29 protein-coding genes are annotated in these 25,733 nt (G+C 68.7%); 13 read left to right on the forward strand and 16 right to left on the reverse strand.

The window, feature by feature from the left end; translation table 11 throughout:
- Window positions 1-3: 3 nt before the first annotated feature.
- The 3 genes from rho to hemE form a co-directional block, all read right to left on the reverse strand.
- Entirely contained in the window at window positions 4-1,269 is a 1,266-nt protein-coding gene (rho, locus tag ACUN0C_RS00005) for a transcription termination factor Rho (protein ID WP_445464261.1), read from the reverse strand.
- Between the two features lie 166 nt (window positions 1,270-1,435).
- The gene (gene hemJ, locus ACUN0C_RS00010; RefSeq protein WP_445464262.1) at window positions 1,436-1,855 is read right to left on the reverse strand and encodes a protoporphyrinogen oxidase HemJ; all 420 of its coding nucleotides are present in this window, start codon (window positions 1,853-1,855) and stop codon (window positions 1,436-1,438) included.
- Window positions 1,855-2,880, reverse strand: a complete 1,026-nt coding sequence (hemE, locus tag ACUN0C_RS00015; protein ID WP_445464263.1) for a uroporphyrinogen decarboxylase — start codon at window positions 2,878-2,880, stop codon at window positions 1,855-1,857. Before hemE ends, hemJ begins: the two co-directional genes overlap by 1 nt.
- Before the next feature lie 372 nt (window positions 2,881-3,252).
- Between hemE and ACUN0C_RS00020 the strand changes: the two genes are divergently transcribed.
- The 5 genes from ACUN0C_RS00020 to dnaQ are packed head-to-tail and all read left to right on the forward strand — an operon-like array spanning window position 3,253 to window position 6,884.
- The gene (locus tag ACUN0C_RS00020) at window positions 3,253-4,080 is read left to right on the forward strand and encodes a pyruvate, water dikinase regulatory protein (RefSeq protein WP_445464264.1); all 828 of its coding nucleotides are present in this window, start codon (window positions 3,253-3,255) and stop codon (window positions 4,078-4,080) included.
- An 8-nt stretch (window positions 4,081-4,088) separates the two neighbouring features.
- Window positions 4,089-4,682, forward strand: coding sequence for a Maf family protein (locus tag ACUN0C_RS00025; RefSeq protein WP_445464265.1), 594 nt, complete (start codon window positions 4,089-4,091; stop codon window positions 4,680-4,682).
- On the forward strand, window positions 4,679-5,509 hold the full coding sequence (locus ACUN0C_RS00030; protein ID WP_445464266.1) for a shikimate dehydrogenase: 831 nt from the start codon (window positions 4,679-4,681) through the stop codon (window positions 5,507-5,509). The genes ACUN0C_RS00025 and ACUN0C_RS00030 overlap by 4 nt, the downstream gene beginning before the upstream one ends.
- A 1-nt stretch (window position 5,510) precedes the next feature.
- Window positions 5,511-6,098, forward strand: coding sequence for a dephospho-CoA kinase (coaE, locus tag ACUN0C_RS00035; protein ID WP_445464267.1), 588 nt, complete (start codon window positions 5,511-5,513; stop codon window positions 6,096-6,098).
- 60 nt (window positions 6,099-6,158) lie between these two features.
- Window positions 6,159-6,884, forward strand: a complete 726-nt coding sequence (gene dnaQ, locus ACUN0C_RS00040; protein ID WP_445464268.1) for a DNA polymerase III subunit epsilon — start codon at window positions 6,159-6,161, stop codon at window positions 6,882-6,884.
- Window positions 6,885-6,893: 9 nt separating this feature from the next.
- Here dnaQ and secB read toward each other — a convergent pair whose 3' ends face one another.
- Window positions 6,894-7,391, reverse strand: coding sequence for a protein-export chaperone SecB (secB, locus tag ACUN0C_RS00045; protein ID WP_445464269.1), 498 nt, complete (start codon window positions 7,389-7,391; stop codon window positions 6,894-6,896).
- Between the two features lie 87 nt (window positions 7,392-7,478).
- Window positions 7,479-7,958, reverse strand: a complete 480-nt coding sequence (locus ACUN0C_RS00050; RefSeq protein ID WP_445464270.1) for an FxsA family protein — start codon at window positions 7,956-7,958, stop codon at window positions 7,479-7,481.
- 132 nt (window positions 7,959-8,090) lie between these two features.
- Here ACUN0C_RS00050 and ACUN0C_RS00055 point away from each other — a divergent pair, with 132 nt between their 5' ends.
- The 3 genes from ACUN0C_RS00055 to ACUN0C_RS00065 are packed head-to-tail and all read left to right on the forward strand — an operon-like array spanning window position 8,091 to window position 10,468.
- Window positions 8,091-8,789 (forward strand): Tim44/TimA family putative adaptor protein, encoded by a 699-nt coding sequence (locus tag ACUN0C_RS00055; RefSeq protein ID WP_445464271.1) that lies wholly within the window; start codon window positions 8,091-8,093, stop codon window positions 8,787-8,789.
- 12 nt (window positions 8,790-8,801) lie between these two features.
- Window positions 8,802-9,923, forward strand: coding sequence for a murein transglycosylase A (mltA, locus tag ACUN0C_RS00060; RefSeq protein ID WP_445464272.1), 1,122 nt, complete (start codon window positions 8,802-8,804; stop codon window positions 9,921-9,923).
- Window positions 9,920-10,468: a Smr/MutS family protein gene (locus tag ACUN0C_RS00065; RefSeq protein ID WP_445464273.1), complete on the forward strand. Its 549-nt coding sequence runs from the start codon at window positions 9,920-9,922 to the stop codon at window positions 10,466-10,468. Before mltA ends, ACUN0C_RS00065 begins: the two co-directional genes overlap by 4 nt.
- Window positions 10,469-10,471: 3 nt before the next feature.
- Here the strand turns inward: ACUN0C_RS00065 and ACUN0C_RS00070 are convergent, their stop codons facing one another.
- Both ACUN0C_RS00070 and ACUN0C_RS00075 read right to left on the reverse strand, forming a co-directional pair.
- Window positions 10,472-11,422: a GNAT family N-acetyltransferase gene (locus ACUN0C_RS00070; RefSeq protein ID WP_445464274.1), complete on the reverse strand. Its 951-nt coding sequence runs from the start codon at window positions 11,420-11,422 to the stop codon at window positions 10,472-10,474.
- A 95-nt stretch (window positions 11,423-11,517) separates the two neighbouring features.
- Window positions 11,518-13,050: a YifB family Mg chelatase-like AAA ATPase gene (locus ACUN0C_RS00075; protein ID WP_445464275.1), complete on the reverse strand. Its 1,533-nt coding sequence runs from the start codon at window positions 13,048-13,050 to the stop codon at window positions 11,518-11,520.
- Window positions 13,051-13,171: 121 nt separating this feature from the next.
- Between ACUN0C_RS00075 and ACUN0C_RS00080 the strand changes: the two genes are divergently transcribed.
- On the forward strand, window positions 13,172-14,113 hold the full coding sequence (locus ACUN0C_RS00080; RefSeq protein WP_445464276.1) for an IS1595 family transposase: 942 nt from the start codon (window positions 13,172-13,174) through the stop codon (window positions 14,111-14,113).
- A gap of 120 nt (window positions 14,114-14,233) precedes the next feature.
- Here ACUN0C_RS00080 and ACUN0C_RS00085 read toward each other — a convergent pair whose 3' ends face one another.
- Complete coding sequence (locus ACUN0C_RS00085; protein WP_445464277.1) at window positions 14,234-14,509, reverse strand: hypothetical protein; 276 nt, start codon at window positions 14,507-14,509, stop codon at window positions 14,234-14,236.
- A 115-nt stretch (window positions 14,510-14,624) separates the two neighbouring features.
- Between ACUN0C_RS00085 and ACUN0C_RS00090 the strand changes: the two genes are divergently transcribed.
- On the forward strand, window positions 14,625-16,223 hold the full coding sequence (locus ACUN0C_RS00090) for a site-specific DNA-methyltransferase (RefSeq protein ID WP_445464278.1): 1,599 nt from the start codon (window positions 14,625-14,627) through the stop codon (window positions 16,221-16,223).
- Here ACUN0C_RS00090 and ACUN0C_RS00095 read toward each other — a convergent pair.
- A complete protein-coding gene (locus ACUN0C_RS00095; protein ID WP_445464279.1) occupies window positions 16,215-16,385 on the reverse strand; it encodes a hypothetical protein in 171 nt (56 codons plus the stop codon). The two genes, ACUN0C_RS00090 and ACUN0C_RS00095, sit on opposite strands and share 9 nt — an antisense overlap.
- 289 nt (window positions 16,386-16,674) lie before the next feature.
- Between ACUN0C_RS00095 and ACUN0C_RS00100 the strand changes: the two genes are divergently transcribed.
- On the forward strand, window positions 16,675-17,220 hold the full coding sequence (locus ACUN0C_RS00100; protein ID WP_445464280.1) for an HTH domain-containing protein: 546 nt from the start codon (window positions 16,675-16,677) through the stop codon (window positions 17,218-17,220).
- A 32-nt stretch (window positions 17,221-17,252) separates the two neighbouring features.
- On the opposite strand, the gene ACUN0C_RS00105 is transcribed toward ACUN0C_RS00100, so the two are convergent.
- The 4 genes from ACUN0C_RS00105 to rsmI form a co-directional block, all read right to left on the reverse strand.
- A complete protein-coding gene (locus ACUN0C_RS00105; protein WP_445464281.1) occupies window positions 17,253-18,185 on the reverse strand; it encodes an IS1595 family transposase in 933 nt (310 codons plus the stop codon).
- Between the two features lie 176 nt (window positions 18,186-18,361).
- Window positions 18,362-19,306, reverse strand: coding sequence for a glutathione synthase (gshB, locus tag ACUN0C_RS00110; RefSeq protein WP_445464282.1), 945 nt, complete (start codon window positions 19,304-19,306; stop codon window positions 18,362-18,364).
- A gap of 62 nt (window positions 19,307-19,368) precedes the next feature.
- Window positions 19,369-19,734 (reverse strand): YraN family protein, encoded by a 366-nt coding sequence (locus tag ACUN0C_RS00115; RefSeq protein WP_445464283.1) that lies wholly within the window; start codon window positions 19,732-19,734, stop codon window positions 19,369-19,371.
- Entirely contained in the window at window positions 19,731-20,657 is a 927-nt protein-coding gene (gene rsmI / locus ACUN0C_RS00120) for a 16S rRNA (cytidine(1402)-2'-O)-methyltransferase (RefSeq protein ID WP_445464284.1), read from the reverse strand. Before rsmI ends, ACUN0C_RS00115 begins: the two co-directional genes overlap by 4 nt.
- Before the next feature lie 86 nt (window positions 20,658-20,743).
- Here rsmI and ACUN0C_RS00125 point away from each other — a divergent pair, with 86 nt between their 5' ends.
- Window positions 20,744-21,949 carry a penicillin-binding protein activator gene (locus ACUN0C_RS00125; RefSeq protein WP_445464285.1) on the forward strand — a complete coding sequence of 402 codons (1,206 nt, stop codon included), beginning with the start codon at window positions 20,744-20,746 and terminating at the stop codon, window positions 21,947-21,949.
- On the opposite strand, the gene hemW is transcribed toward ACUN0C_RS00125, so the two are convergent.
- The 3 genes from hemW to rph are packed head-to-tail and all read right to left on the reverse strand — an operon-like array spanning window position 21,880 to window position 24,481.
- Window positions 21,880-23,130, reverse strand: a complete 1,251-nt coding sequence (gene hemW / locus ACUN0C_RS00130) for a radical SAM family heme chaperone HemW (RefSeq protein ID WP_445464286.1) — start codon at window positions 23,128-23,130, stop codon at window positions 21,880-21,882. The genes ACUN0C_RS00125 and hemW overlap by 70 nt on opposite strands.
- Window positions 23,127-23,762, reverse strand: a complete 636-nt coding sequence (gene rdgB / locus ACUN0C_RS00135) for an RdgB/HAM1 family non-canonical purine NTP pyrophosphatase (protein ID WP_445464287.1) — start codon at window positions 23,760-23,762, stop codon at window positions 23,127-23,129. The genes hemW and rdgB overlap by 4 nt, the downstream gene beginning before the upstream one ends.
- A 5-nt stretch (window positions 23,763-23,767) precedes the next feature.
- Window positions 23,768-24,481, reverse strand: a complete 714-nt coding sequence (rph, locus tag ACUN0C_RS00140) for a ribonuclease PH (RefSeq protein ID WP_445464288.1) — start codon at window positions 24,479-24,481, stop codon at window positions 23,768-23,770.
- A gap of 139 nt (window positions 24,482-24,620) precedes the next feature.
- Here rph and hrcA point away from each other — a divergent pair, with 139 nt between their 5' ends.
- Window positions 24,621-25,682 (forward strand): heat-inducible transcriptional repressor HrcA, encoded by a 1,062-nt coding sequence (gene hrcA / locus ACUN0C_RS00145; RefSeq protein ID WP_445464289.1) that lies wholly within the window; start codon window positions 24,621-24,623, stop codon window positions 25,680-25,682.
- Window positions 25,683-25,733 lie beyond the last annotated feature (51 nt).

Genomic DNA, 25,733 nt, shown 5'->3' on the forward strand with positions numbered 1-25,733 from the left:
GACCTAGACGTTCATGGAGTCGAAGAAGTCGGAGTTCGATTTCGTCTGCTTCAGCTTGTCGAGCAGGAACTCGATGGCGTCCACGACGCCCATCGAGGACAGGATGCGGCGCAGGACGAAGACCTTCTGCAGCTCGGCGCGCGGCACCAGGAGCTCTTCCTTGCGGGTGCCGGACTTCAGGATGTCCATGGACGGGAACACGCGCTTGTCGGCGACCTTGCGGTCGAGCACGATCTCCGAATTGCCGGTGCCCTTGAACTCCTCGAAGATCACCTCGTCCATGCGGCTGCCGGTGTCGATCAGCGCGGTGGCGATGATCGTCAGCGAGCCGCCGAACTCGATGTTGCGCGCGGCGCCGAAGAAGCGCTTCGGCCGCTGCAGCGCGTTGGCGTCGACGCCGCCGGTCAGCACCTTGCCGGAGGACGGGACGACCGTGTTGTAGGCGCGGCCGAGGCGGGTGATCGAATCGAGCAGGATGACCACGTCGCGGCCGTGCTCGACGAGCCGCTTCGCCTTCTCGATGACCATCTCGGCAACCTGGACGTGGCGCACCGCCGGCTCGTCGAAGGTCGAGGAGATCACCTCGCCGCGCACCGTGCGCTGCATGTCCGTCACCTCCTCGGGCCGCTCGTCGATGAGCAGCACGATCAGGTAGCAATCCGGGTGGTTGGTGGTGATCGAGCGCGCGATGTTCTGGAGGAGGACAGTCTTGCCGGTCCTGGGCGGCGCGACGATCAGCGCGCGCTGGCCCTTGCCGAGCGGTGCGATGAGGTCGATGACGCGCGCCGAGTGGTCCTTGATGGTCGGGTCGTGCAGTTCCATCTGGAACCGCTCGTCCGGGTAGAGCGGCGTCAGGTTGTCGAAATGGACCTTGTGCCGCGCCTTGTCCGGATCCTCGAAATTGATCGTGTTGACCTTGAGCAGCGCGAAATAGCGCTCGCCTTCCTTGGGGCTGCGGATCTCGCCCTCGACCGTGTCGCCCGTGCGCAGCGAGAAGCGGCGGATCTGGGAGGGCGAGACGTAGATGTCGTCCGGCCCCGGCAGGTAGTTGGCGTCAGGCGAGCGCAGGAAGCCGAACCCGTCCTGCAGCACCTCGACGACGCCCTCGCCGATGATGTCGACCTCGCGCTCCGCGAGCCGCTTCAGGATGGCGAACATCAGCTCCTGCTTGCGCATGGTGCTGGCGTTCTCGACCTCGACCTCCTCGGCAAACGACAGGAGTTCGGTCGGGGACTTCTTCTTCAAGTCCTGAAGCTTCATTTCGCGCATGGAATGATCCCACTGGGGGCGGCAAGGCAGGGAAGGGCGGGCAGGATTTTACGCGGCGCGGGGATGCTCGTGATCCTGCCGTGAGGCAGGTGCGCCAAAAGCGTGACCAACTGGCGACCGCATCACATAAATAGCGGGCTCATGCCGATCGCACAAGCGTCGCGATTCAGAACGGCTTCACGACGACGAGGATCACGATCGCGATCATGATGAGCGTCGGCACCTCGTTGGCGATCCGGTAGAACCGGGCGGGGCGGGTGTTGGCGTCGTGGGCGAAGGCCCGCACCCAGGCGGCGAGCTGCTCGTGGAACACCGTGAGCGCCACGACAAGTGCGATTTTCGCCCAGAACCAGGCTTCCGACCACGGCTGCAGCAGGACCGCCATCCAGATCCCGAAGAGGTAGCTCGAAATCATTGCCGGGATCGCGATCGCCTTCAGGAGGCGCCGCTCCATGACCTTGAAGGTTTCGGAGCGGTCAGAGCCGGGCGGCGCGTCGCAGTGATAGACCAGGAGGCGCGGCAGATAGAGGAGCGCCGCCATCCAGGCGATGATCGAGACGACATGCGCCGCCTTCACCCACAGCATCAGCGCGCCTGCCTGACCCGGGCGACGAGCTGCTCGACATGGGCGATCGGCGTCTCCGGCGTGATGCCGTGCCCGAGGTTGAAGATGTGCGGATGCCCGGCCGCCGCACCGAGCACGCGGTCGATGCCCTCGTCGAGGGCCCTGCCGCCGGCGATCAGGCGGAGCGGATCGAGATTGCCCTGCAGCGCGGCCCGCTCCGGCACCATCCGCCGCGCGGCGGAGATCGGCAACGTCCAGTCGAGCCCGAAGCCGTCCGCGCCGGTCCGCGCCGCATAGGTGCCGAGCCTCGCTCCGGCGCCCTTCGCGAAGGCGATCACCGGCGCACCGGGGACCTGCGCCTTCACCGCAGCGACGATCCGCCGGACCGGATCGATCGCCCAGCGCTCGAAGCCCTCGTCGTCGAGGACGCCTGCCCAGCTGTCGAAGACCATGACCGCGTCGGCGCCGGCCCGCAGCTGCGCCACGAGATAGTCGGCCGAGGCGACGACGAGCAGGTCGATCAGCTGGCCGAACCAGTCGGGCTCCCTGAGCGCCTTCATCCGGGCGGGACCCTGGTCCGGCGTGCCGCGACCGGCCACCATGTAGGTCGCGACCGTCCAGGGCGCCCCGCAGAACCCGATAAGGGCCTTGGACGCGTCGAGGCCGCTCCGTACGCGGGAGACCGTGCCGAGCACGGGCTTCAGCGCATCCACGGCCCTCGCCGCGTCGAGCCGCTCCAGACCAGTCTCCTCGAGCGGCTCGAGCAGGGGACCCACGCCTTCCTCGAAGCGGACCTTCTGCCCGAGCGCATCGGGAACGACGAGGATGTCGGAGAAGAGGATCGCCGCGTCGAGGTCGAACCGGCGGATCGGCTGCAGCGTCACTTCCGCAGCCAGTTCGGGATTGTAGCAGAGGTCCAGGAACGAACCCGCCTGCTTCCGCGTTTCGCGGTATTCCGGCAGATAGCGGCCGGCCTGTCGCATGATCCAGATCGGGGGCGGTTCGATCGCCTCCCCCGAGAGGACGCGGAGCAGCTTCGGTTTCACGCCGTTCCCACCCTTTCTAAACAAATCATTAACTTACCTTTTGCTTCTTTTGTTGGGCGGTGGATTAGAAGGATTCTCGCCTCTCCACAATCGGCCCCCGTTTCCACACCGTTCCACCGGGCTGTGGACCGCATTGCGGATGAAGGCGAAGCCGCATCGGCAACATGCCGCTTTGTCTGCCGGGAGTCCGCTCTCCCTCTGCAGGTCCTCCCTGTCCCCGCAGCCTGGGGATTGCGCGCCGTTCCCCACATGCCTCACATGCACCTTTCGTGTTGCCCACAGCAGAAGCGGCTGTTGATCGAATCCGGGCAAGCGGTATGGACGGAGCCGAGAAACCCGGACGGGCCGGATTCGTCCGTATCCATTAACAGGATGTTAACCGTGGCGACCCCCCGCTACTTCCACCTCCACCTCGTCTCCGACGCCACGGGGGAGACGCTCATCAACGTCGCCCGGGCCGCCGCGGCACAGTACAAGCACACGCATTCGATCGAGCACATCCATTCCCTGGTCCGCAGCTCCGCGCAGGTCGAGCGGATCGTGCGGGATATCGAGCAGGCGCCCGGGATCGTCCTCTACACCCTGGTCGATCCGGAACTGACCGAGCAGCTCGAGACCGGCTGCCGCAATCTCGGCGTGCCCTATGTTTCGGTCCTCGAGCCTGTGCTCACCATCTTCCAATCCTATCTCGGCACCCGCTCGGCCGGCCGCGTCGGCGCACAGCATGCGCTCAACGCGGACTATTTCCGCCGGATCGACGCCCTCAATTACTCGATGGCCCATGACGACGGGCAGCTGGTGGACGACATCGAGGACGCCGACGTGGTCCTCGTCGGCATCAGCCGGACGTCGAAGACGCCGACCTCGATCTATCTCGCCAACAGGGGCGTGAAGACGGCGAACGTGCCCCTCGTGCTCGGCACGGCCGTGCCCGTCTCGCTGCTCCAGGCCAAGCGCCCGCTCGTGGTCGGGCTCATCGCCAGCCCGGAGCGGATCGTGCAGGTGCGCCAGCACCGCGTCCTCACGCTGAAATCGGAGGAGCAGACGGATTCCTACGTCGACCGCTCGACGGTAACGGACGAGATCGCGTGGAGCCGGAAGCTCTGCGCGCGGCAGGGCTGGCCCGTGATCGACGTGACGCGCCGTTCGATCGAGGAGACGGCGGCGGCCGTTCTTGCGCTCGTCGGCGCGCGGCGCTAGGCCAAGGCATGCTGCTGATCCTCGCCTCATCCAGCCCGACGCGGGCGCGGCTCCTTTCCGAGGCCGGGCTGATGTTCGACGTGCGGCCGGCCGAGCTCGACGAGCGCGCCGCCGAGGAGCCGCTCAGGCAGGCGGGCGCCCCGCCCGAGGACCTTGCCATGGCGCTGGCGCTCGCCAAGGCGCAGATGGTGAGCGAGCGCTTTCCGGGCGATCTCGTGATCGGCGCCGACCAGACGCTCGACCTCGACGGCGAAGCCTTTTCGAAGCCGCACGACATGGAGGCGGCGCGGCGCCAGCTGCTGCGGCTGTCCGGCCGCACCCATCACCTCCATGCCGCCGCCGCCTGCGCCCGCAACGGCGAGATCGTGTGGAGCCACAGCGAGACGGCTGAGCTGACAATGCGGCCGTTCGGGCCGGTCTTTGTCGGCCGCTACCTGGCGGCCGTCGGCGAGCGGGCGCTCGGTAGCGTCGGCGCGTACCAGATCGAGGGCCGGGGGATCCAGCTCTTCTCCCGGATAGACGGCGACTTCTTCGCGGTGCTGGGCCTTCCGCTGCTACCGCTCCTCGAGTTCCTGCGGCACGAGGGCCTCGTCGAGACATGAGCCTGCGAAGGGCGTTCGTCGCCGGCTGGCCGGTCGGCCATTCCCGGTCGCCGCTCATCCATCGCCACTGGCTCGCCCGGTACGGGATCGACGGCGACTACGTGGCCGAGCCGGTCCATCCGGACGAGGCGGCCGGCTTCCTCGCGCACTTTTCAGAGCGCGGCTATGTCGGCGGCAACGTCACCATTCCGCACAAGGAGACCGCGTTCCAGGTCGCAGTGGGACGCACGGAGACGGCGGCGCGGCTCGGGGCGGTCAACACGCTCTGGCTCGAGGACGGCCGGATCATCGGCGACAATACGGACGTCCACGGTTTCCTCGCCAATCTCGACGAACGGGCGCCGGGCTGGCGCACGGGCGGGACCGCGCTCGTCCTCGGCGCGGGCGGCTCCGCGCGCGCCGTCGCGTACGGACTCGCGCAGGCCGGGTTCGATCCGGTCCGGGTGCTCAACCGGACCGAAAGCCGCGCCGCCCAGCTGGCCGAGGATCTGGGCGGTCCGATCCGCGCGGGCTCGCTCGACCGTGTCGCGGACCTGATCGGCGAGGCGGACGTGATCGTCAACACGACGGCCGCGGAAATGGCGGGGGCGGTTCCGCTCGCGATCGACTGGGCGCGCGCCAGGTCGTCGGCGGTGGCGGCCGACATCGTCTACGTTCCGCTGGAGACTGCGTTCCTGCGCGGCGCGGCAGAGCGGGGCCTGAGGACGGTCGACGGCCTCGGCATGCTCCTTCACCAGGCCCGGCCCGGCTTCGAGCGCTGGTTCGGCGTCAGGCCGGAGGTCGACGACGCGTTGCGCGCGCTCGTCCTGGCGGATCTGGGGACGTGACGTGCTGATCGTCGGCCTCACCGGCTCGATCGGGATGGGCAAGACGACGACTGCGGCGATGTTCCGCGCGCGCGGCGTTCCCGTCCACGACGCCGACCGGGCCGTGCACGAGCTCTATGCCGGAGACGCGGTCGCGTCGGTCGAGTCGGCCTTCCCGGGCGTCGCCGTCGACGGCCGGATCGACCGCGAGCGCCTTGCCGCTCAGGTCGTCGGCAAGCCGGAGGCGCTCCGCAGGCTGGAGGCCATCGTGCACCCGCTCGTGCGCGAAGCGGAGATCCGATTCGCCGCAAGCGCGGCGCGGCGCGGCGCGGCCCTCGCCGTGCTCGACATCCCGCTGCTGTTCGAGACCGGAGCCGCCGACCGGATGGCGGCCGTCATCGTGGTGACCGCCGACCCCGCCACCCAGCGCGACCGCGTGTTGCGCCGCGCCGGCATGTCGGCCGAGCGGTTCGAGGCGATGCTCGCGCGCCAGGTGCCGGACGCCGAGAAGCGGCGCCGCGCCCATTTCGTCGTCGATACGGGGCGCGGCTTCGCGGCGGCGGAACGCCAGGTCGACGCGATCCTGCGCGCGCTCCGCTTTCTTGTGTGAAGCCGGAACTGTGTCGGCCCGGCACTTGCCAGCCGGCGCGCGATGCGGTCGAAAGGGCACATGCGCGAGATCGTGTTCGACACCGAGACGACCGGGCTCAACGCGCTCGGCGGAGACCGGCTGATCGAGATCGGCTGCGTCGAAATCCTGAACCAGATCCCAACCGGGCGGACGTTCCACGCCTATCTGAACCCGAAGCGCCCGGTCGACCCCGATGCCGTGCGGGTGCACGGGCTGACCGACGCATTCCTGGCCGACAAGCCCTGCTTCGACGCGCTGGTTGATGCCTTCCTCGACTTCGTGGGAGATTGCCCGCTGGTCGCGCACAACGCCGAATTCGACCGCGGCTTCATCAACATGGAGCTCGGGCTGTGCGGCAAGCCGGTGTTCGCGCCGCACCGGTTCGTGGACACGCTGCAGCTCGCGCGGCGGCGCCACCCGAACGCGTCGAACAGCCTCGACGCGCTCTGCGCCCGGTTCGGCATCGACAACAGCAGCCGGACCAAGCACGGGGCGCTGCTCGACGCCGAGATCCTAGCGGAGCTCTATATCGAGCTCCTCGGCGGGCGGCAGGCGGCCTTCGCGCTCGGCGCGATGGAAGAGGCCGCGGCCGGCGCCGCCGCGGCGTTGCACCCGATTCCGGCGCGCCCGCGCGCGCTCGCGCCGCGGCTCACCGCGGAGGATTTCGCGGCCCATGCCGCCTATGTCGATGCGCTCGGCGCGAAGGCCATATGGGCGCGCTACCGCGCCCCGGCCGAGCCGGAGCGCACGGCCGATATCGCCTGAGCCTGCCCCTCAGCTCGCCGGGTTGCCGGCGGCCTGCTGCACGCTCAATTCGCTGACGCGCTGCCGATAGAGCGCGGCAAAATCGACCGGATCGATGAGGAGCGGGGGGAAGCCGCCCTGCCGCGTCGCGTCGGCGAGCACCTGGCGGGCGAAGGGGAAGAGCAGGCGCGGGCACTCGATCAGCACGACCGGGTGGAGGTGCTCCTGCGGGACGTTGCGGACCTGGAAGATGCCCGCATAGGTGACCTCGGCGATGAACAGCGTCTCGTCGCCGCGCTTGGCATTGGCGTCGAGCTTGAGCTCGATCTCGAACTCGTTCTCCGAGAGCGGTCGCGCGTTCACGTTCACGTTGACGTCGAGCGCCGGCGCCTTGTCGCTCGGGCGGAGCGATCCCGGCGCCCGCGGGTTCTCGAAGGAGAGGTCCTTCACATACTGACCGAGGACGTGGATTCCGGGCTGGCTCGCGGCAGCCTGCTCCCCGCCGTTGTTCACCGTCGCTTCCGCCATGATCTCAGACCCCTGCAAGGATGCGCCGGACTAGCACGGCGACCCTGAGCGGACAACCGCCCGTCGCCGGCGGCCGAGAGTGCGATGTCAGTCGCCGCGTCCGTCGGGGATGGAATCCCGCCAGGGGCTGCTCCGGTTCGGCCGTGCCGCGAACTCGGTTTCGTCGAGGTCGACGACCTTGCCGGGACGCCGCGGCTCCATCGGCGCGCCGAAGCTGCGCACGGCGACGCGGCCCTCGAGCTGGCGCCAGAGCGCGGCGCGGACCTGCGGCACGAAGAGCGCGAGGCCGAGCGCGTCGGTGATGAAGCCCGGGGTGAGGAGAAAGAGCCCCGCGGCCGCGATCATGGCGCCCTCGGCGAGCGGGCGCGCCGGCAGGCGGCCGGAATCGACGTCCGCGCGGATGCGCCCGATGGTCGAAAGGCCCTGGTGCCTCAGGAGCGCCGTGCCCGCGACGGCGGTCCCGAGGGTCAGCAGCAGCGTGGCGGCGACGCCGATCTCGCTGCCCACCAAGATGAACATCGCGATCTCGGCGAACGGAACGGCAAGAAGCAGGAACAGGAACGGCATGGGGCATCATATGGGAAGCCGGCGGCGCTTTCGAAAGGCGCGCTCGGGTCTTGCTGGACTTGACGCGTTTAGTGCTTACATTCCGGGGAACGGGCGCAGGGGCGCCCCCTGCGAGGACGACCGGCGAGCCCGATGAGCGGATTTTTCGACATCTACTCCATCATTTTCCTGGTCATCGCAGTCGTCATCTTCATGCGCCTGGGCAGCGTGCTCGGCCGCCGCACCGGCAACGAGCCGACTTCATTCGACCCGGCGGTGAGGCGCACGCCCGCCCCTTCGCGCAACGACAACGTCGTGACCATGCCGAGCCGGGAGCGGCCGCAGGGCGCCGTGAAGAGCGCCGACATCGCCCGGATCGCCAGGCATGCGCCCGAGGGAACTGCCGTTCACGACGGGCTCGTCGAGCTCGCGCGGGTCTCCGACTTCGATCCGGACCATTTCCTCACGGGCGCGAAGGCCGCCTACGAGATGATCGTAACCGCCTTCGCCGAGGGCGACCGGGCGACGCTCAAGAACCTGCTTGCCCCCGACGTCTTCGACGGCTTCGTCTCGGCGATCGCCGAGCGCGAGGCACGGCAGGAGAAGACGGAGACCACGTTCGTGGGCATCGAGGAGGCGAAGATCACGGGCGCCGAGCTCGCCGACGGGCGCTCGGCGCGCGTCTCGATCCGGTTCGTGAGCAGCCTGATCTCTGTCACCCGCAACAAGGCCGGCGAGGTGGTCGACGGCGACCCGAACGACGTGCAGACGATCCGGGACGTCTGGACCTTCGCGCGCGACGTCACGGCGCGGGATCCGAACTGGAAGCTCGTCGCGACCGAACCCGTCTGAGGCGGGTGCGCGGTGTCGGAGAGGGCCGGCGCCGCCGCGATTGACGCCGGCGCCCCTGCCGGCGACCCGATCCCTTTCCGCAGCCTGCCGGGCTGGTGCGAGGACGCCCACGACGCGGCGCTCTCCGCCTTTCGCCGCTCCGCCGAGATCCTGCTGCGGGAGGGCACGAAGACGCGCGCCCTCGGGCCGGACGCGGCCGGGCTCCTCTCGGTCGCGCGGCGCACCGCCGCGCTGCCGGCCGATGTTTCGCCGGACGAGGCGCGCGCCTTCTTCGAAGCGCATTTCGACGCGGTCCCGGTTGGCGAGCCGGGATTCGTGACCGCCTATTACGAGCCGGAGGTCGCGGCCAGCCGGACGCGGACGGCGGCGTTCGCGGTGCCGCTCTACCGCCGCCCGCCCGAGCTCGTGCGCGTCGGGCCCGGCATGGCGGGATGGGATCCGGCTGTGGAATGGGCGCGGCTTCGCCCCGACGGCGCGGTCGAGCCGTTCCCCGACCGGGCCGCGATCGAGGCGGGGTGCCTGGCGAGACGCGGCCTGGAGCTCGCCTGGCTCGCCGATCCGGTCGACGCCTTCTTCATCCACGTCCAGGGTTCGGCGCGGCTCCGCATGGCCGACGGCGAGGTGGTCCGAATCGGCTTCGACGGCAAGTCGGGGCACCCCTACATTTCGGTCGGGCGGCTTGCCGTCGAGCGCGGGCTGCTTCCGGCCGCCGGGGCGCACAAGGACGGGCTGGAGGCCTGGCTGAAGGCGAACCGCGCCGCCGGGCGGGCGCTGATGCGGGAGAACCGATCCTACATCTTCTTCCGCGAGACACGCGGCCTCAATGACGGGGACGGCCCGGTCGGCGCGGCCGGCGTGCCGCTGACGCCCGGGCGGAGCCTTGCCGTCGACCGGGCGCTCCGCACCTTCCACACGCCGGTCTGGGTGGCGGCGGAGGGGCCCGCCGACCCGGATGCGCCGGCAAGGCCGTTCCGCCGCCTGATGGTCGCGCAGGACACCGGTTCGGCGATCCTGGGGGCGGCGCGCGGCGATCTCTTCGCCGGATCGGGCGCGGCGGCCGGGCACTGGGCGGCGCGGGTCCGGCATCCGGCCGAGATGGTGGTCCTCGTCCCGCGGCGGATCCCGGGCCGATGATCCGGCGCCTTTCGGACGAAGAGAAGGCGCTCTGGGCGCAGGTGCGGCACTCGGTGCGCCCGCTCCGCGCGGAGCCGCGGAAGGGGACACGGGAGGCCGAGCAGGTCCCCGACCTTCAGCCCGCCGAAGCGGCCCCGGAGCGGGCCAACGTGCCGGACGCGCGCGCGCCGAGAGGACCCGCCACCCCGCCGCCGAAACCGAGCGCCCCCATTCTCGCTCCGCTCGAAGCGCGCACCCGGCGCAGGCTGGCGAGCGGGCGCACCCCCGTCGATGCGCGTCTCGACCTGCACGGGCTGACCCAGGCGGCCGCCTTCGACCGGCTCGCGGGCTTCCTCAAGGTGGCGCAGGCGGACGGCAAGCGCCTCGTCCTCGTCATCACGGGCAAGGGCGACGGCGAGGATGCGGATCGGGGCGTCCTCCGGCGGACGGTGCCGCACTGGCTCGCGCGGCACGAGCTCCGCACGCTGATCGTCGGCTTCGAGCAGGCGGCGCGGCGGCACGGCGGCGCCGGCGCGCTCTATGTCTGGCTGCGCCGGCCGCGCTGAGGCTCAGCTCGCGTACCGCCCCGCATCGGCGCCGTAATGGTTGATGTAGCGCTCGCTGATGGCGGAGACCGGGAGCACGATCATCACGTCGGTTGTGCCGAACTGGTGGTCGACGACGGCGCCGTCGCCGATGAAGGCGCCAATCCTCAGATAACCCTTGATGAGTGGCGGCAGGGTGCGAAGCGCCTCCTTGGCGTCGACGGAGGCGGCCGGTATCCGGTTCATGTCGACGTAGAGATGGTCGAGCGCGCGCACGTTCCATTCGGGCGGCGCCTTGGCGGTGTGGTGGAGGAAGCTCAGCGGTAGCGCCAGCCGGTCCGGATCGGTGCCCTCGAGGCTCGCGCAGCCGATCATGACGTCGACGCCGTGCATCAGCACGTAGGACCAGACGCCGTGCCAGAGCAGCTCCACCGTCCGCTTGTTGCGGTAGGGCTTCAGCACGCAGGAGCGGCCGAGCTCCAGGAAACGGAGGTCGGGCCTGGCCTCGAGGAGCGGCGCGACATTGTACTCGCTCGCCGAATAGAAGCCGCCGTTCGCCTCGGCGACGTCCTGCCGGAGCAGGCGGTACGTGCCCACGATCTCAGGCTTCTGGCGGAATAGCGGACGCTTCGGCGCCGTATGGTCGATGACGAGCAGATGGTCGCAGATCAGGTCGAAGGCATCGACGTCGCGCCGCAGGAGCTGCGTGCGCATGTCGGCGATCGCCGACATCTCCTCGTAGAAGACGTGGTAGCGCAGCGCCTGGGCGCGGCGCACTTCGGCGGCCGCGCGCGCGAGCCGCGCCTCGAGCGTCCCGATCCGGCCGAGGACGCCGACATCCTTGGCCGCGCGCCAGGGCGCGCGCCAGGCGCGCCCGAAGGGGCGAACGCCAGCCTCGATCGACGCATGGTCCACGCCGCCCGGCGCCATGCGCAGGGAAAACGGCGTCGAAAACCGCCTCTGACGCCCCCGCATCCTCAATCCTCCCGGCCAGGCCGGTTCTCCCGCCCCGACTGATACAACATCGGACTCCGCCCGCCTAGATTCGACGAGCCGCCGCAAGGCGCGCCTCATGCCGCAAGCGCGAGGGTGCCGGCCGAGGCGCGGTAGCTCAGCGCCTCGGCGACGTGGATGCGCGCCACCGTCTCTGCGCCGTCGAGATCGGCGAGCGTCCGCGCGAGCTTCAGGACGCGGTGGAAGCCGCGCGCCGAGAGGTTCATCGCCTCGGCCGCCTCGTGCATGAGGCGGGTGCCTCCGGCGTCGGGCGCGGCGACGGTCTCGATGAGGTCGGCGCCCGCCTGGGCGTTGCAGCGGATTTGCGGCTGGCCGAGGGCGCGGTAGCGCGCCAGCTGGGCCTCGCGCGCGAGCGCCACGCGGGCGGCGACCTCGGCGCTCGTTTCCGACGGCGCGGGACGGATCAGGTCGGCGGCCGTGACGGCGGGGACCTCGATCCGGATGTCGATGCGGTCGAGGAACGGGCCGGAGATGCGGGCCTGGTAGTCGGACGCGCAGCGCGGGCCGCGCCGGCAGACATGGCCGGGCTCGCCCGCCATCCCGCACCGGCAGGGGTTCATGGCGGCGATCAGCTGGATGCGGGAGGGATATGAGACCCGGTGGTTGGCGCGGGCGATCACGGTCTCGCCCGTCTCGAGCGGCTGGCGCAGCGAATCGAGCACGGCGGGGTGGAACTCGGGCAGCTCGTCGAGGAAGAGGACGCCCTGATGGGCAAGCGAGACCTCGCCCGGCCGCGCCCGTGTGCCGCCGCCGACCATCGCCGCCATCGAGGCGGAATGATGCGGCGCGCGGAACGGCCGCCGATCGGAGAGGCGGCCGTCGGCGAGCTCGCCGGCGATCGAGGCGATCATCGAGACCTCGAGGAGCTCGCGCGGTGCGAGCGGCGGCAGGATGGAGGGCAGGCGGCTCGCCAGCATCGACTTGCCGGCGCCGGGCGGGCCGACCATCAGCATGTTGTGGCCGCCGGCCGCCGCGATCTCGAGCGCGCGCTTGGCGCTCTCCTGGCCCTTGATGTCCTTGAGGTCGGGCAGCGCGCCGGGATTGGCCTTCAGTGCCGGCGCCGGCCGCGACAGAACCTGGGTGCCGCGGAAATGGTTGGCGAGCGCGATCAAGCTGTCGGGGGCGACGACGTCGAGCCCCTCCCCCGCCCAGGCGGCTTCGGCGCCGCTCGCGCCCGGGCAGATCAGGCCGCGGCCGAGCGCGTTGGCGCCGATCGCGGCGGGCAGCACGCCGGCCACCGCCGTGATGCGCCCGTCGAGCGCGAGCTCGCCGAGCACGACCTGGCCCGCGACGGCGTCGCCGGAGACGGCGCCCATCGCCGCCATCACGCCGAGCGCGATCGGCAGGTCGTAATGGCTGCCTTCCTTGGGCAGGTCGGCCGGCGCGAGGTTGACCGTGATGCGTTTCGGCGGCAGCGCCAGACCGGATGCGTGGAGCGCGGCATGCACGCGCTCGCGGCTCTCCGCGACCGCCTTGTCCGGCAGGCCGACGATGTTGAAGCCGGCCTTGCCCGGCGCGATCAGCACCTGCACGTCGACGGGAATCGCCTCGATCCCCTGGAAGGCGACCGTCGTAACCCGCGCGACCATCCCGGTCCTCCCCAAGCGAGTGCGGGACTACCTTAGCGTTAAGACATCCTGATGGGGTATTATGCACTTGACAAACCCAACGGGAAAAGGGTAGGTTGCATCGCATAGGGAGCACCTAGCGATGTCCGTTCTGTCCAAAGCATACTTTCATGACGAAGAGGCGGCGTTCGCCCACCTCGAAAGCATCGTCTGGCCGAACGGTCCCAAGTGCCCGCACTGCGGCGGCGCCGAGCGCATCTACGTCCTGAAGGGCGTGAAGGATAAGAAGGGCCGCGTCCGTCCTGGCCTGAAAAAGTGCGGCCATTGCCGGAAGCAGTTCACCGTCCGCGTCGGCACGGTCTTCGAGTCCAGCCATGTCGAGCTGCACAAGTGGCTCCAGGCTGTGTACCTCATGACCGCCTCCAAGAAGGGCGTGTCCTCGCATCAGCTTCACCGCATTCTGGAGGTCACCTACAAGACGGCGTGGTTCATGGCGCACCGCATCCGCGAGGCCATGCGGACTGGCACGCTCGGCCCGATGGGCGGCCCCGGTTCGGTCGTCGAGGTCGACGAGACGTTCATCGGCCGGAAGGCCGGCGTCCCGAAGCAGAAGCGCGGCTGGGCGCACAAGAACGTGGTGCTCGGCCTCGTGGATCGCACCACGGGCGAGTGCCGCACTTTCCACGTCGAAAGCACGAGCATCGCCGACGTGATCCCCATCGTGCGGGCGAACATCAGCGCGGAAGCGGAGGTCCACACCGACGAGGCCAGTCAGTATCGTGGCCTTGGCGAGTTGTTCGCGGCCCATGCTGCCGTGAACCACGGCCGGGAGGAGTACGCCCGCGGCGCCGTCACGACGAACCGCATCGAAGGCTATTTCTCGGTCTTCAAGCGTGGCATGCGCGGCACGTACCAGCATTGTGCCGAGCACCATCTGCACCGCTATCTGGCGGAGTTCGATTTCCGGTTCAGCAACCGGGCTTCGCTTGGCATTGACGACCAGCGGCGGGCTGGGGCTGCGTTACGAGGTATCGTCGGTAAGCGCTTGATGTATGGGGGAAATCGTCAAGCGCAGGCAACGTAAGTAGCTGAGACTCTTGACGGAATCTGTCTAGAGTCCTATATATTCGTAGCGTGACCCTTGCTTAGCGAATGTGCCCTCGGGCACCCCCTCACGGGTAGCTGAGATTGCGGGTCACGCTTTTTAGTAGAAGTGTCGGGTGCCAACGGCCCACAGATCGTATTCCGTTCGCACCTTGTCCGCGATCAGGTTGTAAGCGCGCGGGTCATCCATCTCCCATTTCCTTTGGATGGCCCAGGCGCAGTAATCGGAAACCCACAGGTATGGGTCCTTTGCTGAATCGTGGAAGCAGGCCTCCCATCGATCGCGTTTGGCTACCTGCTGGATTGTATTATTCACTGCCTGTTTGAACGCCGCCCTGGTCTTTTTTGTGCCAAGCGCTGCCGTTGTGACCAGCATCTTTTGGTGTTGGGCCAAAAGGAATGGGCCAACGTGCTTAAAATGGGCGATTGTGTAGTTTGCAAACGCGGCCATCGCGCGCTAGGCTTCGCCCACCAATCGTCGGAGGCGGGCAGTGCCGAATCGTCTGTTCTATGGGGACAACCTCGCGGTGCTCCGGGAGAGCATCGCGGACGAAAGCGTTGACCTGATTTATCTGGACCCGCCGTTCAATTCGAACGCGTCCTACAACGTCCTCTTCAAAGCGCCGTCCGGAGAGCAATCAGCCGCACAGATCGAAGCCTTTGAGGACACCTGGCACTGGAACGAGTCGGCCGAACGCGCCTTCGACGAGGTCGTGACCGGCCCCCATTCCGACGCGTCTATCATGCTTCGCGCCATGCGATCGGCGCTCGGCGAGAACGACATGATGGCGTACCTCGCCATGATGGCGGTGCGGCTAATCGAGTTGCACCGCGTCCTAAAGCCGACGGGCTCGCTGTACCTGCACTGTGATCCGACCGCGAGCCATTATCTTAAAGTGCTGCTGGACGCCGTATTCGACGCGAGGAACTTCCGGAACGAGATCGTCTGGAAGCGGACAACCGCTCATAACGACGCAAAGAACCGGTTTGCTGATGTATCTGATATCATTCTGTTCTACGGCAAGACAGCTGATGCACCCTTCCGCCGCCTCTTCGGTGCATACGATGAGAGCTATTTAGAATCAAAATACCGTCACAAGACTGACGATGGTCGGATTTACCGACTTTCGGATCTAAGAAGTCCCAACCCTCGGCCAAACCTCATGTATTCCTACAAGGGCCATGAGCCACACCCGAACGGTTGGGCAGTAAGCCGAGAGAGAATGGAGGAGCTTGATGCACAAGGCAGGCTCGAATTTCCGCGCAAACCAGGAGGTCGCATCCAGCTACGTCGGTTTCTTGATGAGCGCTCCGGAATGCCGGTCTCGAATGTCTGGACGGATATTTGGCCGATCAACTCGATGGCGCAGGAGCGCCTAGGATACCCGACACAGAAGCCTGTGGCCCTGCTAGAGCGCATCATCTCGGCTTCATCCGCCCCCGGTGATCTCGTACTTGACCCGTTCTGCGGTTGTGGAACGACCATCCATGCCGCTCAGAAGCTCGGGCGCCCGTGGATTGGGATTGATGTAACGCACCTCGCAATTGCCCTTGTGGAGCGCCGGCTGAAAGAGGCGTTCCCCGGCATTTCATACGAGGTGCGAGGAGTCCCGACCGACCTTCCAGGCGCTCGCGATCTAGCCGAGCGTGATAAGCACGAGTTCCAGAAATGGATCACCGCGACCATCGGAGCGCAGCCCTACAAAGGCGGCCGCAAGGGTATGGATCGCGGCATAGACGGCTACCTTCATTTCCGCGATGCGGACAAGAAGCCCCAGTTCGCTGTGATCTCCGTAAAGGGTGGCGGCATAAAGTCCGGCGACATCCGCGACCTGAAAGGCACAATGGAGCGCGAGAAAGCCGCGCTGGGGCTGTTCCTCACACTGATGAACCCAACCCGCGAGATGGACAAGGAAGCCGCATCAGCCGGCCTCTATGAGACCGGCGGCATGAAGGTGCCCCGGCTGCAAATCCTAACTGCGGAGCAAATCCTGAAAGGCGTGCGGCCCCGCCTGCCATTCGGACACTCGGAGGGGTTCAAGCGAGCGGCTCGGGAGCAAGGACCCGAACGTCAGGATCGGCTACTCTGACTTCTTCGATTTGGGGCGCGGCTCCTGCTTTACGGGCGGTGCCTTCGAGATCTGGCGCAGCGCGTCCATGAACCGATTCTCGTTGTCGTCGCAGCCCAGCTCGCGGGCGGCATCGCGGAAGCGCTCAATTTGCAACTTTTCACTGTCCGGTTTCGGTGCCATCAAATTCTCCGTCGGATCGGTGTGTGGATTTCACAACGCCGACCCACTCACGGCGCTTGTGCCGAAGACCGACTCGTGCAATAAAGGCTGCGTGGGGATCGTGGCCCCACGCAGCCCATGTTCCTCAACCCGGCAAGAGCAGAGGAGGTCGCGAAGAAGATGACGGTCAAAAAAGCGAGAGGGGGTCCACGACCCCTGATATCCCGCCGGAAGACCGTTATGTCGGCCGCTTCGCGGTCGGAACCGACTGTCCTCCGTCTAGCACATCCGCGCTTTCGGAGCAACCAAAATGTCAGCCGAATCAACGGGCTCTGACCCGTATGAGGTCGTGCTTGCGGACCTTCGATCGAAGAAGGATCAGATAGAGCAAGCCATCAGAGCTATCGAGGCTCTGCGGGGCGTAGCACCGTCTCAACGTCGTCAAGACGAAATCACAAGCGCTCCAGTTTCGGACCTTGACTCGCCGGGGGCGTTTCTTGGGATGTCAATTGCCGACGCAGCTAAGAAGCTTCTCGCGGCCCGCCGTCAGCCGCTCCGGAACCCGGATATTGCGGCCGCATTCAAGCGCGGCGGGCTCGTCCTGAACTCGAAGGATCCGGTTAATACAGTTGGATCGGTGCTAACGAGACGCGCACACGACATTGGCGATATTGTAAAGGTGGATCGTGGTACATGGGGGTTGAAGGAATGGTACCCGAACCGGAGTTTTCGAACCAAGACGCCAGGAATTGTCCAAAGCGAGATTGCATCTAGTCTAGATATCGACGCTGCCGCAGACGCTCTTGATGAACTCTACGAGAGCCCGGTCCATTCGACGGAGGACCATCTGCCGTAGGCCGGGAGGCTACTTACCTCCCGGCTTTCGCGTCAGCAGGCTTTTCGATACGTCAGCCTCTTGCCTTTGATCCCTTCGAGGGCACGGCTGGCACGTTCCTGATCCTCAACGCCCAAGGCGCTCCGGTTGTTGTAGCGGAAATCGAACTCCGCCAGATACCGGTGCAGGTGCCGCTTGGCGCAATGCTGGTACACGCCCTTCATGCCGCGCTTGAAGATGCTGTAGTAGCCTTCGACCGTGTTCGTGTGGAACTCGCCGCGGCCGTACTCGCCCTTGCCGTGCTCGACGATCTTGTGATCCGCGAACTCCCGGCCGACCATCGTGTAGTAGGCCGCCTCGTCGGTCATCAGCCGAGCCTCGCGGGCAAGGTTCTCACGAACGATCGGCGCCAACGTTGCGGCCTTTAGGTCATCAACCACGATGCTCCGGGCTTGGCCGAGCTCGCGGTCAACCAGCGTCATCACCTTGTGCTTGTGATGGTAGCCCCGGCCCTTCTTCTCGCCCTTCGGCTTGATGGTCCGGTCATTGCCGATGAACGTCTCGTCAACCTCGACGAAGCCGCCAGCCGAACCGAACGGCACGAACTCGCCCGTCCGCATGGCCTCGCGAATGCGGTGCGCGAGGAACCATGCCGTCTTGTACTGAACCTCAAGGATGCGGTGCAGCTGGTGAGCCGAAATGCCCTTCTTGGAGCACGTCAGCAGGTATGCCGCCTGGAGCATCTTCGCGAGCGGGATGCGGGCGTGCTCGAACACGGTGCCGACCTTGACGGTGAACTGGCCCTTGCAGTCGCCGCAACGGTGCAGGCCGATGCGGATGCGCTTCTCCGGGTTCGCCTTGATCTTCGTAATGCGGTCCATTCCGCCGCAGTGCGGACACACCGGCTTGCCGTTCCAGATCACGTCCTCAAGGAACGCGAATGCCGCTTCCTCGTCGTGAAAATAGGGCTTGCTGAACACGGACATGGATCAATCTCCTTGCCCTCATTCCTAGCCTAATCGCCCCGTGTTTGCAAGCTACATAATCGCCTAATAAATTGTAAATCTACCCATGGCTCAACCTAGAGGGTGGGTTTGTCAACTCCATAATACCCTCCTGATGACAAGAACGAAGCTGGAACATCGCAGCGGCAGGAGCGCCCTCAGCCTCCCCTCCGCGCCTCGATGGCGTCCCACACCAGCGCCGCTATGTCGGCGCCGCCGAAGCGCTTGACCTCGCGCACGCCGGTCGGCGAGGTGACGTTGATCTCGGTCATGTGGTCGCCGATCACGTCGATGCCGACGAGGATCAGCCCGCGCGCCTTGAGGTCGGGGCCGATGCGCGCGCAGATCTCGCGGTCGCGGTCGGTGAGCTCGGCCGGCATCGCCTTGCCGCCGACATGCATGTTGGAGCGCGCGTCGCCCTGCGCCGGCACCCGGTTGATCGCGCCGGCGGGCTCGCCGTCGACGAGCAGGATGCGCTTGTCGCCCTGGCGCACCGCCGGCAGGTAGCGCTGCACCACGAACGGCTCGCGGAAGCGGTCGACGAAGAGCTCCAGCAGCGCCGAGAGGTTCTCGTCGTCCTCGCGCAGCCTGAACACGGCGGCGCCGCCATTGCCGTAGAGCGGCTTGACGATGATGTCGCCGAATTCCTTGCGGAAGTCGCGCACCGCCTCGGGGTCGCGGGTGATGAGCGTATCCGGCATCAGGTCCGGATAGCGCATGACGTAGAGCTTCTCCGGGGCGTTGCGGACCTCCTTCGGGTCATTCACCACGAGAGTCCGCGGGTGGACCGCCTCGAGGACGTGGGTCGCGGTGATGTAGGCCATGTCGAAGGGCGGGTCCTGGCGCATCAGCACGACGTCGCATTCGGCGAGGTCGATCGTGCGCAGCGCGCCGAGGCGCGCGTGCCGCCCGGCCTCGTCGGCGACCTCGACCGGCTCCATCGGGGCGGTCACGCGGCCGGCGCGCAGCGACAGGCGCTCCGGCGTGTAGTGCAGCATTGCGTGCCCGCGGCGCTGCGCCTCGAGCATCAGCGCGAAGGTGGTGTCGCCGGCGATCGTGATGCCGGCGATGTGGTCCATCTGGACCGCGACGGTGAGGGTCATCCGTGCCGCTTTCGCTTGTTCCGCGTTGCCCCTGCGATAGCCCTGCGAAGGCCCGGGTTCAATCACCAGCCGCGCTGGAAGGCGTTCGGGACGTGCCGGGGCAGCCGCCAGGGCCGGACGAGCACGAGGTCGAAGCGGTGCGTCATGCCGGCGGCGCGCGGGTGGCGCGACAGCCAGACGTCGGCCGCGCCGGCGATCCGGTGCTCGGCCGCCGGCCCGACCGCCTCCATCCCCTCCATCAGGCTCGGTCGTGCCTTCACCTCGGCGAAGACGATGGTGCCGCCGCGCTTCAGCACGAGGTCGATCTCGCCGAGCGGCGTTCGGTAGCGGCGGGCGAGCGTGCGGTAGCCCTTGGCGGCGAGGAACAGGAGCGCGGCGAACTCGGCCGCATGGCCGCGATCGTAGGCGCGGCGGCGCTCCGGCCTCATCGCCCGGATTTCAGCGCCAGCGCGCGCTGGTAGACGTCGCGGCGCTTCGCCCCCGTGGCGGCGGCGACCGCATCGGCCGCGTCGCGGACGCCAAGGCGGGTCAGCGCGGCGCGGAGCTGATCGTCGATGTCCGCCTCCGCAGGCGGCGCGGGCTCCGTCGGCGGGGCGATCACGACGACGATCTCGCCGCGCGCGGGGCCGTCGCCGAACTCGGCAGAGAGCGCAGCGAGCGTGCCGCGGGCGAAGGTCTCGTGCAGCTTCGTCATCTCGCGGCAGACCACCGCCTCGCGCGCGCCGCCCAGCAGTTCGGCGGCGTCGGCGAGGAGCGCGCCGACGCGGTTGGGCGATTCCAGCAGGACGAGGGTGGCGGGGATCGCCCCGAGCGTCTCCAGCCGGCTGCGCCGGGCGCCGGCCTTGTTCGGCAGGAAGCCGGCGAAGAGGAAGGTGTCGGTCGGGAGCCCCGCGGCGGCGAGTGCGGCGAGCAGGGAGGACGGACCGGGGATCGGCACGACGCGGTGGCCGGCCTCGACGACCTCGCGCACGAGGCGGTAGCCCGGGTCGGAGACGAGCGGCGTGCCGGCGTCGGAGACGAGGGCGACGGCCCGGCCCTCCTCCAGCGCGGCGAGGATGCGGCGCCCGGCTTCCGGGCCGCTGTGCTCGTGATAGGCCGTGACCGCGGCGGCGATGCCGTAGCGGGTCAGGAGCTTGCGGGTGACGCGGGTGTCCTCGCAGGCGATCAGGGCGGCGGCGGCGAGCGTGTCGAGTGCGCGGATCGTGATGTCGCTGAGATTCCCGATCGGGGTCGCGACCAGATAGAGGGCGGGCTCGAGCGTCGGCATGCGGACCGCCGCGCCGCGCAGCATCCAGCCGCGCCCCGCCCCTGCGGGCGTTTCGCCGTCCGTCTCGCCATCGGCGTCTGCCATCGGCCGCCCGCGCCCTTCTCTTGCCGCACTGCGCAATTCTTCCTAGGGTCGCCGCCACTGTCCAGAGTTTCGAAAGGAGAGCGCCCGTGTCCCGCGCATTCCCGCAGGCGCTGCGCAAGGGCTCGACCCTCGCCGCCATCGCCGCGACCGTCTTCCTCGCCGGCTGCATGTCCTTCTCCGGCCGCGGCTCGCAGCCGGCCGCGCCGAGCGGGCCGGTCGCCGATGCCGGCTCGGCCGCCTCGGGTCAGGTGATCGGCGCCGGCGAGGTGCGGGTTGCGATGCTGCTACCGACGACCGCGACGGGCAATGCCGGCAATACCGGCCAGGCGTTCCGCAACGCGGCGGAGCTCGCCATGCGGGACTTCCCGAACACCGGCATCGAGCTCGTCATCTACGACACGCAGGGCACCCCCTCCGGGGCGCAGGCCGCGGCGGGGCGCGCGCTCGGCGAAGGCGCGGAGATCATGCTCGGCCCCGTCTTCGCCACGGAAGTGGCGGCGGTCTCGCCCGGCGCGCGACAGGCCGGCGTGCCGATGGTGGCGTTCTCCTCCGACAGCTCGCTGGCAGGCCCGGGCGTCTACCTGCTGAGCTTCCCGCCGGCCGACGACGTCCGCCGGATCGTGACCTACGCCGCCCAGAAGGGCCGGCGCTCCTTCGCCGCGCTCCTGCCCGACGACGCCTACGGCTCCGTGGTGGAGGCGACCTTCCGCGAGACGGTGAGCCGGGTCGGCGGCCGGGTCGCGCTCGTCGAACGCTACAAGCGCGACACGGCCGACATGCAGGCCAAGGCGGGCGCGGTGACGGCGGCCGCGAGCCAGTTCGATGCGCTGCTCGTGCCGGACAGCGGCGACGCGCTGCTCGCGCTCGCGCCGATGCTCGCCGCCGGCGGCGTCACGCCCTCCAGCAAGCTCTTCCTCGGCTCCGGCCAGTGGGACTCGCCGCAGATCCTCGCCAGCCCGGCTTTGACGGGCGCGGTCTTCCCGGCGCCGACGCGGCAGGGCTTCGAGGGCTTCTCGCAGCGCTACCAGGCGGCCTACGGCGCCGCGCCGCCGCGCAACACGACCCTCGCCTACGACGCCACGGTGCTTGCGGCCGGGCTCGTGCGCCAGTTCGGGGACGATCCCTTCACGGCTGGGGTGCTGACCAACCCGAACGGCTTCGCCGGGCTCGACGGCGTGTTCCGCTTCACCGCGAACGGCGCGACGGAGCGGCGGCTCGCCGTCTACGAGGTGACCGGGTCGGCGCCGCGCGTCGCGGAGCCGGCGGCGCGGAGCTTCACCGGCGGTGCCTGAGCTCGCTCGGGAACGGAGAGCTCTGCGACCAGCCGGTTGAGCACGAGCGCCCCGGACGGGGTGGCGCGCAGCCGCCCCTCGGCGGTCGTCTCGACGAGGCCGAGCGCGGCGAGGCCGTCCACCCGGTTCGACGAGAGCGCGCGCCCCCGCAGCGCCGCGTAGCGGGCGGGCTCGATGCCCTCGGCGAGGCGAAGGCCCATCAGCAGCATCTCGTCGGCCGTCTCCTCCGCGCTCAGAGGATCGGAGACCGCCGCGCCGCAGCCGGCCGCCTCGACGAGCGCCAGCCAGCGTTCCGGCAATCTCTCCGCGGCGCTGGCGCGCTTCGCGCCTTCGAGCGTGAAGCGGCCGTGCGCCCCGGGGCCGATCCCGACATAGTCCTGATACCGCCAATAGGTGAGATTGTGCCGGCTCTCCGCCCCCGGCGCGGCGTGGTTCGAGATCTCGTAGGCCGGCAGGCCGTGGCGGGCGGTGATCTCCTGGGTGAGCGTGTAGAGATCGGCCGCAGCGTCCGGATCGGGGACGGAGAGCCGGCCGGCGGCGTGGAGCGCGCCGAAGGCGGTGCCGGGCTCGATGGTGAGCTGGTAGAGCGAGAGGTGGTCGGCGGCGAGGCCGATGGCCGTCTCGAGCTCGTCCGCCCAGTCAGCCGGCTCCTGGCCAGGCCGGGCATAGATCAGGTCGAAGGAGAGGCGCGGGAAGGTGCCGCGCGCGAGCGCGATCGCACGGCGCGCGTCGGCGGCATCGTGCAGCCGCCCGAGCGCCTTCAGCGCCGGATCCCGCAGCGACTGTACGCCGAGCGAGACGCGGTTCACGCCAGCGGCGCGATAGGAGCGGAAGCGCCCGGCCTCGACGCTCGACGGATTGGCCTCGAGCGTGATCTCGGCGTCGGGCGCGACCACCCAGGCGCCGGCCACCGCATCGAGAAGCGCCGCGACGGTCGCCGGCTCCATCAGCGAGGGCGTTCCGCCGCCGAGGAAGACGGAGGTCACGGTGCGGCCGGGCGTGAGCGCAGCGAAGTGGCGGATCTCGCGCGCGAAGGCCGCGGTGAAGCGCATCTGGTCCGGCGGCGCGTGCCTGACATGCGAGTTGAAGTCGCAATAGGGGCACTTCGCCGCGCAGAACGGCCAGTGCAGGTAGACGCCGAAGGCGGTCGCCGCCTCCGGCAGGCGCGCCGGCCCGGTCATCGCGGACCGAGGCATTCTCCGGCGAAGCGCATGAAGGCGCGGGCGCGGTGCGAGAGCGCATGCGTTTCGCCGGGCTTCCAGCCGTGCTTCTCCTCGGCGCTCATCTCGCCGAAGGTGCGGCTCTCGCCGTCGGGAAGGAACATCGGGTCGTAGCCGAAGCCCTGGTGGCCCCGCGGCGGCCAGACGAGCGTGCCCGGCACGATGCCGGGAAAGGTGCGGACCTCGCCGCCGGGAAAGGCGAGCGCGAGCACGCAGACGAACTGGCCGGAGCGACGCTCGGGCGCGGTCGCGCCGGCCGCCTGCAGCTTCTCCTCGACGTTGCGCATGGCGCGCGCGAAATCCTTGTCCTCGCCCGCCCAGCGCGCGGAATAGATGCCGGGCTCGCCGCCCAGCGCATCGACGGCAAGGCCGGAATCGTCGGCGAGCGCGGGCAGTCCCGACGCCTCCGCCGCCGCCCGCGCCTTCAGGATCGCGTTCTCTTCGAAGGTCGTGCCGGTTTCCTCCGGTTCGTCGAGGTCGAGTTCGCCGGCCGCGCGGACCTCGAAGCCGAACGGCGCGAGGAGCTCGCGGATCTCGCGCACCTTGCCGGGATTGTGGCTGGCAACGACGATCGGGCCGGGCTCTAGCCGCATGGCGATCAACCGACCGCCATCTTCTGGAGATCGACCAGGCGCCGGATGCCCTGCTTGGCGAGCTCCATCAGGCGGTGGAGGTCCTCATCGCTGAAGGGCGCGCCCTCGGCGGTCGCCTGCACCTCGACGAGTCCACCCTTGCCGGTCATCACGAAATTCGCGTCCGTGCCGGCCTCGGAATCCTCGGCATAGTCGAGGTCGAGCACGGGCACGCCGCCATGAACCCCGCAGGACACGGCCGCGACGTGATCGACGAGCACGCCGTCGCCGATCATGTTGCGCATGCGCATCCAGGCGAGAGCGTCGTGGAGCGCGACCCAGGCGCCGGTGATCGAGGCGGTGCGCGTGCCGCCGTCGGCCTGGATGACGTCGCAATCGACCGTGATCTGCTTCTCGCCCATGGCCTTGAGATCGACCACCGCCCTCAGCGAGCGGCCGATCAGGCGCTGAATCTCGAGCGTGCGGCCGCCCTGCCTGCCCTGCGCCGCCTCGCGCCGCATCCGCTCGTTGGTGGAGCGCGGCAGCATGCCGTACTCGGCCGTCACCCAGCCGCGGCCGGCGCCGCGCAGCCAGCCCGGAATCTGCTCCGCCACCGTCGCCGTGCAGAGCACGTGCGTGTCGCCGAAGCGGACGAGGCACGAGCCCTCCGCATGGCGGGAGACGCCGCGCTCGAGCGATACGGGCCGGAGCTCGTCCGGCTCCCTCTTGGAAGGTCTCATCGTCACTCCGTGGAACTGGCGACGTGTTAGGACGGTCCCGCGCCGAGGTAAAGCGCTGGACTTGCTGGCGGCGGCAGTGCGATCGATATGAGTGGATCCAGATCTGACGTCCCGATCGCACGGAGGTTGACCGGCAGGAATGTCGTTCTCCGATTCGCTCTACGCTCTCGACGACCGCTCGCGGGAGATCTTCCGGCGGATCGTCGAAACCTATCTCGAGACCGGCACGCCGGTCGGCTCGCGCAACGTCAGCCGGATCCTCGCGGCCGCCCTGTCGCCCGCTTCGGTGCGCAACGTGATGGCCGACCTCGAGGAGCTCGGCCTGATCTACGCCCCGCACACCAGCGCCGGCCGGCTGCCGACCGAGCTGGGGCTCCGCTTCTTCATCGATTCGGTGATGGAGGTGAGCGACCTCGCCGAGGAGGAGCGCCGCCGCATGGACGCGGAGGTGAAGGCGGCCGGGGAAAGCCGCTCCATGGAGGGCCTCCTCACCGAGGCGAGCCAGATGCTCTCCGCGATGTCGCGCGGCGCCGGCGTCGTGCTTGCGGCGAAGACCGAGGGCCGGCTGAAGCACATCGAGTTCCTGCGCATCGAGCGGACCCGCGCCCTTGTGGTGCTCGTCTCGGAGAGCGGGACGGTGGAGAACCGGGTCATCGAAGTGCCGCGCGACCTTCCGACCTCGGCGCTCACGACCGCGAGCAACTATCTCAATGCGCACATCGTCGGCCGGACGCTCGCAGAGGCGCGGGTCGAGCTGGAGCGGCTGAGCGACGAGCGGCGGCGCGAGATCGACGCGCTGACCGACAAGGTGATCGCGGCGGGCTTCGCCACATGGTCGGGCGGCGACGACCGCGCCGGGACGCTGATCGTCCGCGGCGTGTCGAACCTTCTGGAGGACATCACCGCCGCCGAGGACATCGAGCGGCTGCGGCTGCTCTTCAACGACCTCGAGACCAAGACCGACATCATCCAGCTCCTCGGGCTGGCCGAACACGGCGAGGGCGTGCGCATCTTCATCGGCTCGGAGAACAAGCTGTTCTCGCTGTCCGGCTCCTCGCTGGTGGTGGCGCCCTTCCGCGACACGAGCGACCGCGTGGTCGGCGTGCTCGGCGTGATCGGGCCGACGCGGCTCAATTATGCGCGGGTCGTCCCGGCCGTGAACTACACCGCGCAGCTGATGACCCAGCTCCTCGGCCGCTGAACGGCCGCCGCCTTGATTTCGGGCGCTGGAGGCTCGATATCCGGCCCAACT

The sequence above is a fragment of the Faunimonas sp. B44 genome (assembly GCF_052655945.1).

What these genes read in the sequence shown, in the direction of transcription:
- rho (WP_445464261.1), bottom strand. Translation starts at nt 1,269, where the DNA reads ATGCGCGAAATGAAGCTTCAGGACTTGAAGAAGAAGTCCCCGACCGAA.
- hemJ (WP_445464262.1), bottom strand. Translation starts at nt 1,855, where the DNA reads ATGCTGTGGGTGAAGGCGGCGCATGTCGTCTCGATCATCGCCTGGATG.
- ACUN0C_RS00020 (WP_445464264.1), top strand. Translation starts at nt 3,253, where the DNA reads ATGTTAACCGTGGCGACCCCCCGCTACTTCCACCTCCACCTCGTCTCC.
- ACUN0C_RS00025 (WP_445464265.1), top strand. Translation starts at nt 4,089, where the DNA reads ATGCTGCTGATCCTCGCCTCATCCAGCCCGACGCGGGCGCGGCTCCTT.
- ACUN0C_RS00030 (WP_445464266.1), top strand. Translation starts at nt 4,679, where the DNA reads ATGAGCCTGCGAAGGGCGTTCGTCGCCGGCTGGCCGGTCGGCCATTCC.
- dnaQ (WP_445464268.1), top strand. Translation starts at nt 6,159, where the DNA reads ATGCGCGAGATCGTGTTCGACACCGAGACGACCGGGCTCAACGCGCTC.
- secB (WP_445464269.1), bottom strand. Translation starts at nt 7,391, where the DNA reads ATGGCGGAAGCGACGGTGAACAACGGCGGGGAGCAGGCTGCCGCGAGC.
- ACUN0C_RS00050 (WP_445464270.1), bottom strand. Translation starts at nt 7,958, where the DNA reads ATGCCGTTCCTGTTCCTGCTTCTTGCCGTTCCGTTCGCCGAGATCGCG.
- ACUN0C_RS00055 (WP_445464271.1), top strand. Translation starts at nt 8,091, where the DNA reads ATGAGCGGATTTTTCGACATCTACTCCATCATTTTCCTGGTCATCGCA.
- ACUN0C_RS00065 (WP_445464273.1), top strand. Translation starts at nt 9,920, where the DNA reads ATGATCCGGCGCCTTTCGGACGAAGAGAAGGCGCTCTGGGCGCAGGTG.
- ACUN0C_RS00070 (WP_445464274.1), bottom strand. Translation starts at nt 11,422, where the DNA reads ATGCGGGGGCGTCAGAGGCGGTTTTCGACGCCGTTTTCCCTGCGCATG.
- ACUN0C_RS00075 (WP_445464275.1), bottom strand. Translation starts at nt 13,050, where the DNA reads ATGGTCGCGCGGGTTACGACGGTCGCCTTCCAGGGGATCGAGGCGATT.
- ACUN0C_RS00080 (WP_445464276.1), top strand. Translation starts at nt 13,172, where the DNA reads ATGTCCGTTCTGTCCAAAGCATACTTTCATGACGAAGAGGCGGCGTTC.
- ACUN0C_RS00085 (WP_445464277.1), bottom strand. Translation starts at nt 14,509, where the DNA reads ATGCTGGTCACAACGGCAGCGCTTGGCACAAAAAAGACCAGGGCGGCG.
- ACUN0C_RS00095 (WP_445464279.1), bottom strand. Translation starts at nt 16,385, where the DNA reads ATGGCACCGAAACCGGACAGTGAAAAGTTGCAAATTGAGCGCTTCCGC.
- ACUN0C_RS00100 (WP_445464280.1), top strand. Translation starts at nt 16,675, where the DNA reads ATGTCAGCCGAATCAACGGGCTCTGACCCGTATGAGGTCGTGCTTGCG.
- ACUN0C_RS00105 (WP_445464281.1), bottom strand. Translation starts at nt 18,185, where the DNA reads ATGTCCGTGTTCAGCAAGCCCTATTTTCACGACGAGGAAGCGGCATTC.
- gshB (WP_445464282.1), bottom strand. Translation starts at nt 19,306, where the DNA reads ATGACCCTCACCGTCGCGGTCCAGATGGACCACATCGCCGGCATCACG.
- ACUN0C_RS00115 (WP_445464283.1), bottom strand. Translation starts at nt 19,734, where the DNA reads ATGAGGCCGGAGCGCCGCCGCGCCTACGATCGCGGCCATGCGGCCGAG.
- rsmI (WP_445464284.1), bottom strand. Translation starts at nt 20,657, where the DNA reads ATGGCAGACGCCGATGGCGAGACGGACGGCGAAACGCCCGCAGGGGCG.
- hemW (WP_445464286.1), bottom strand. Translation starts at nt 23,130, where the DNA reads ATGACCGGGCCGGCGCGCCTGCCGGAGGCGGCGACCGCCTTCGGCGTC.
- rdgB (WP_445464287.1), bottom strand. Translation starts at nt 23,762, where the DNA reads ATGCGGCTAGAGCCCGGCCCGATCGTCGTTGCCAGCCACAATCCCGGC.
- rph (WP_445464288.1), bottom strand. Translation starts at nt 24,481, where the DNA reads ATGAGACCTTCCAAGAGGGAGCCGGACGAGCTCCGGCCCGTATCGCTC.
- hrcA (WP_445464289.1), top strand. Translation starts at nt 24,621, where the DNA reads ATGTCGTTCTCCGATTCGCTCTACGCTCTCGACGACCGCTCGCGGGAG.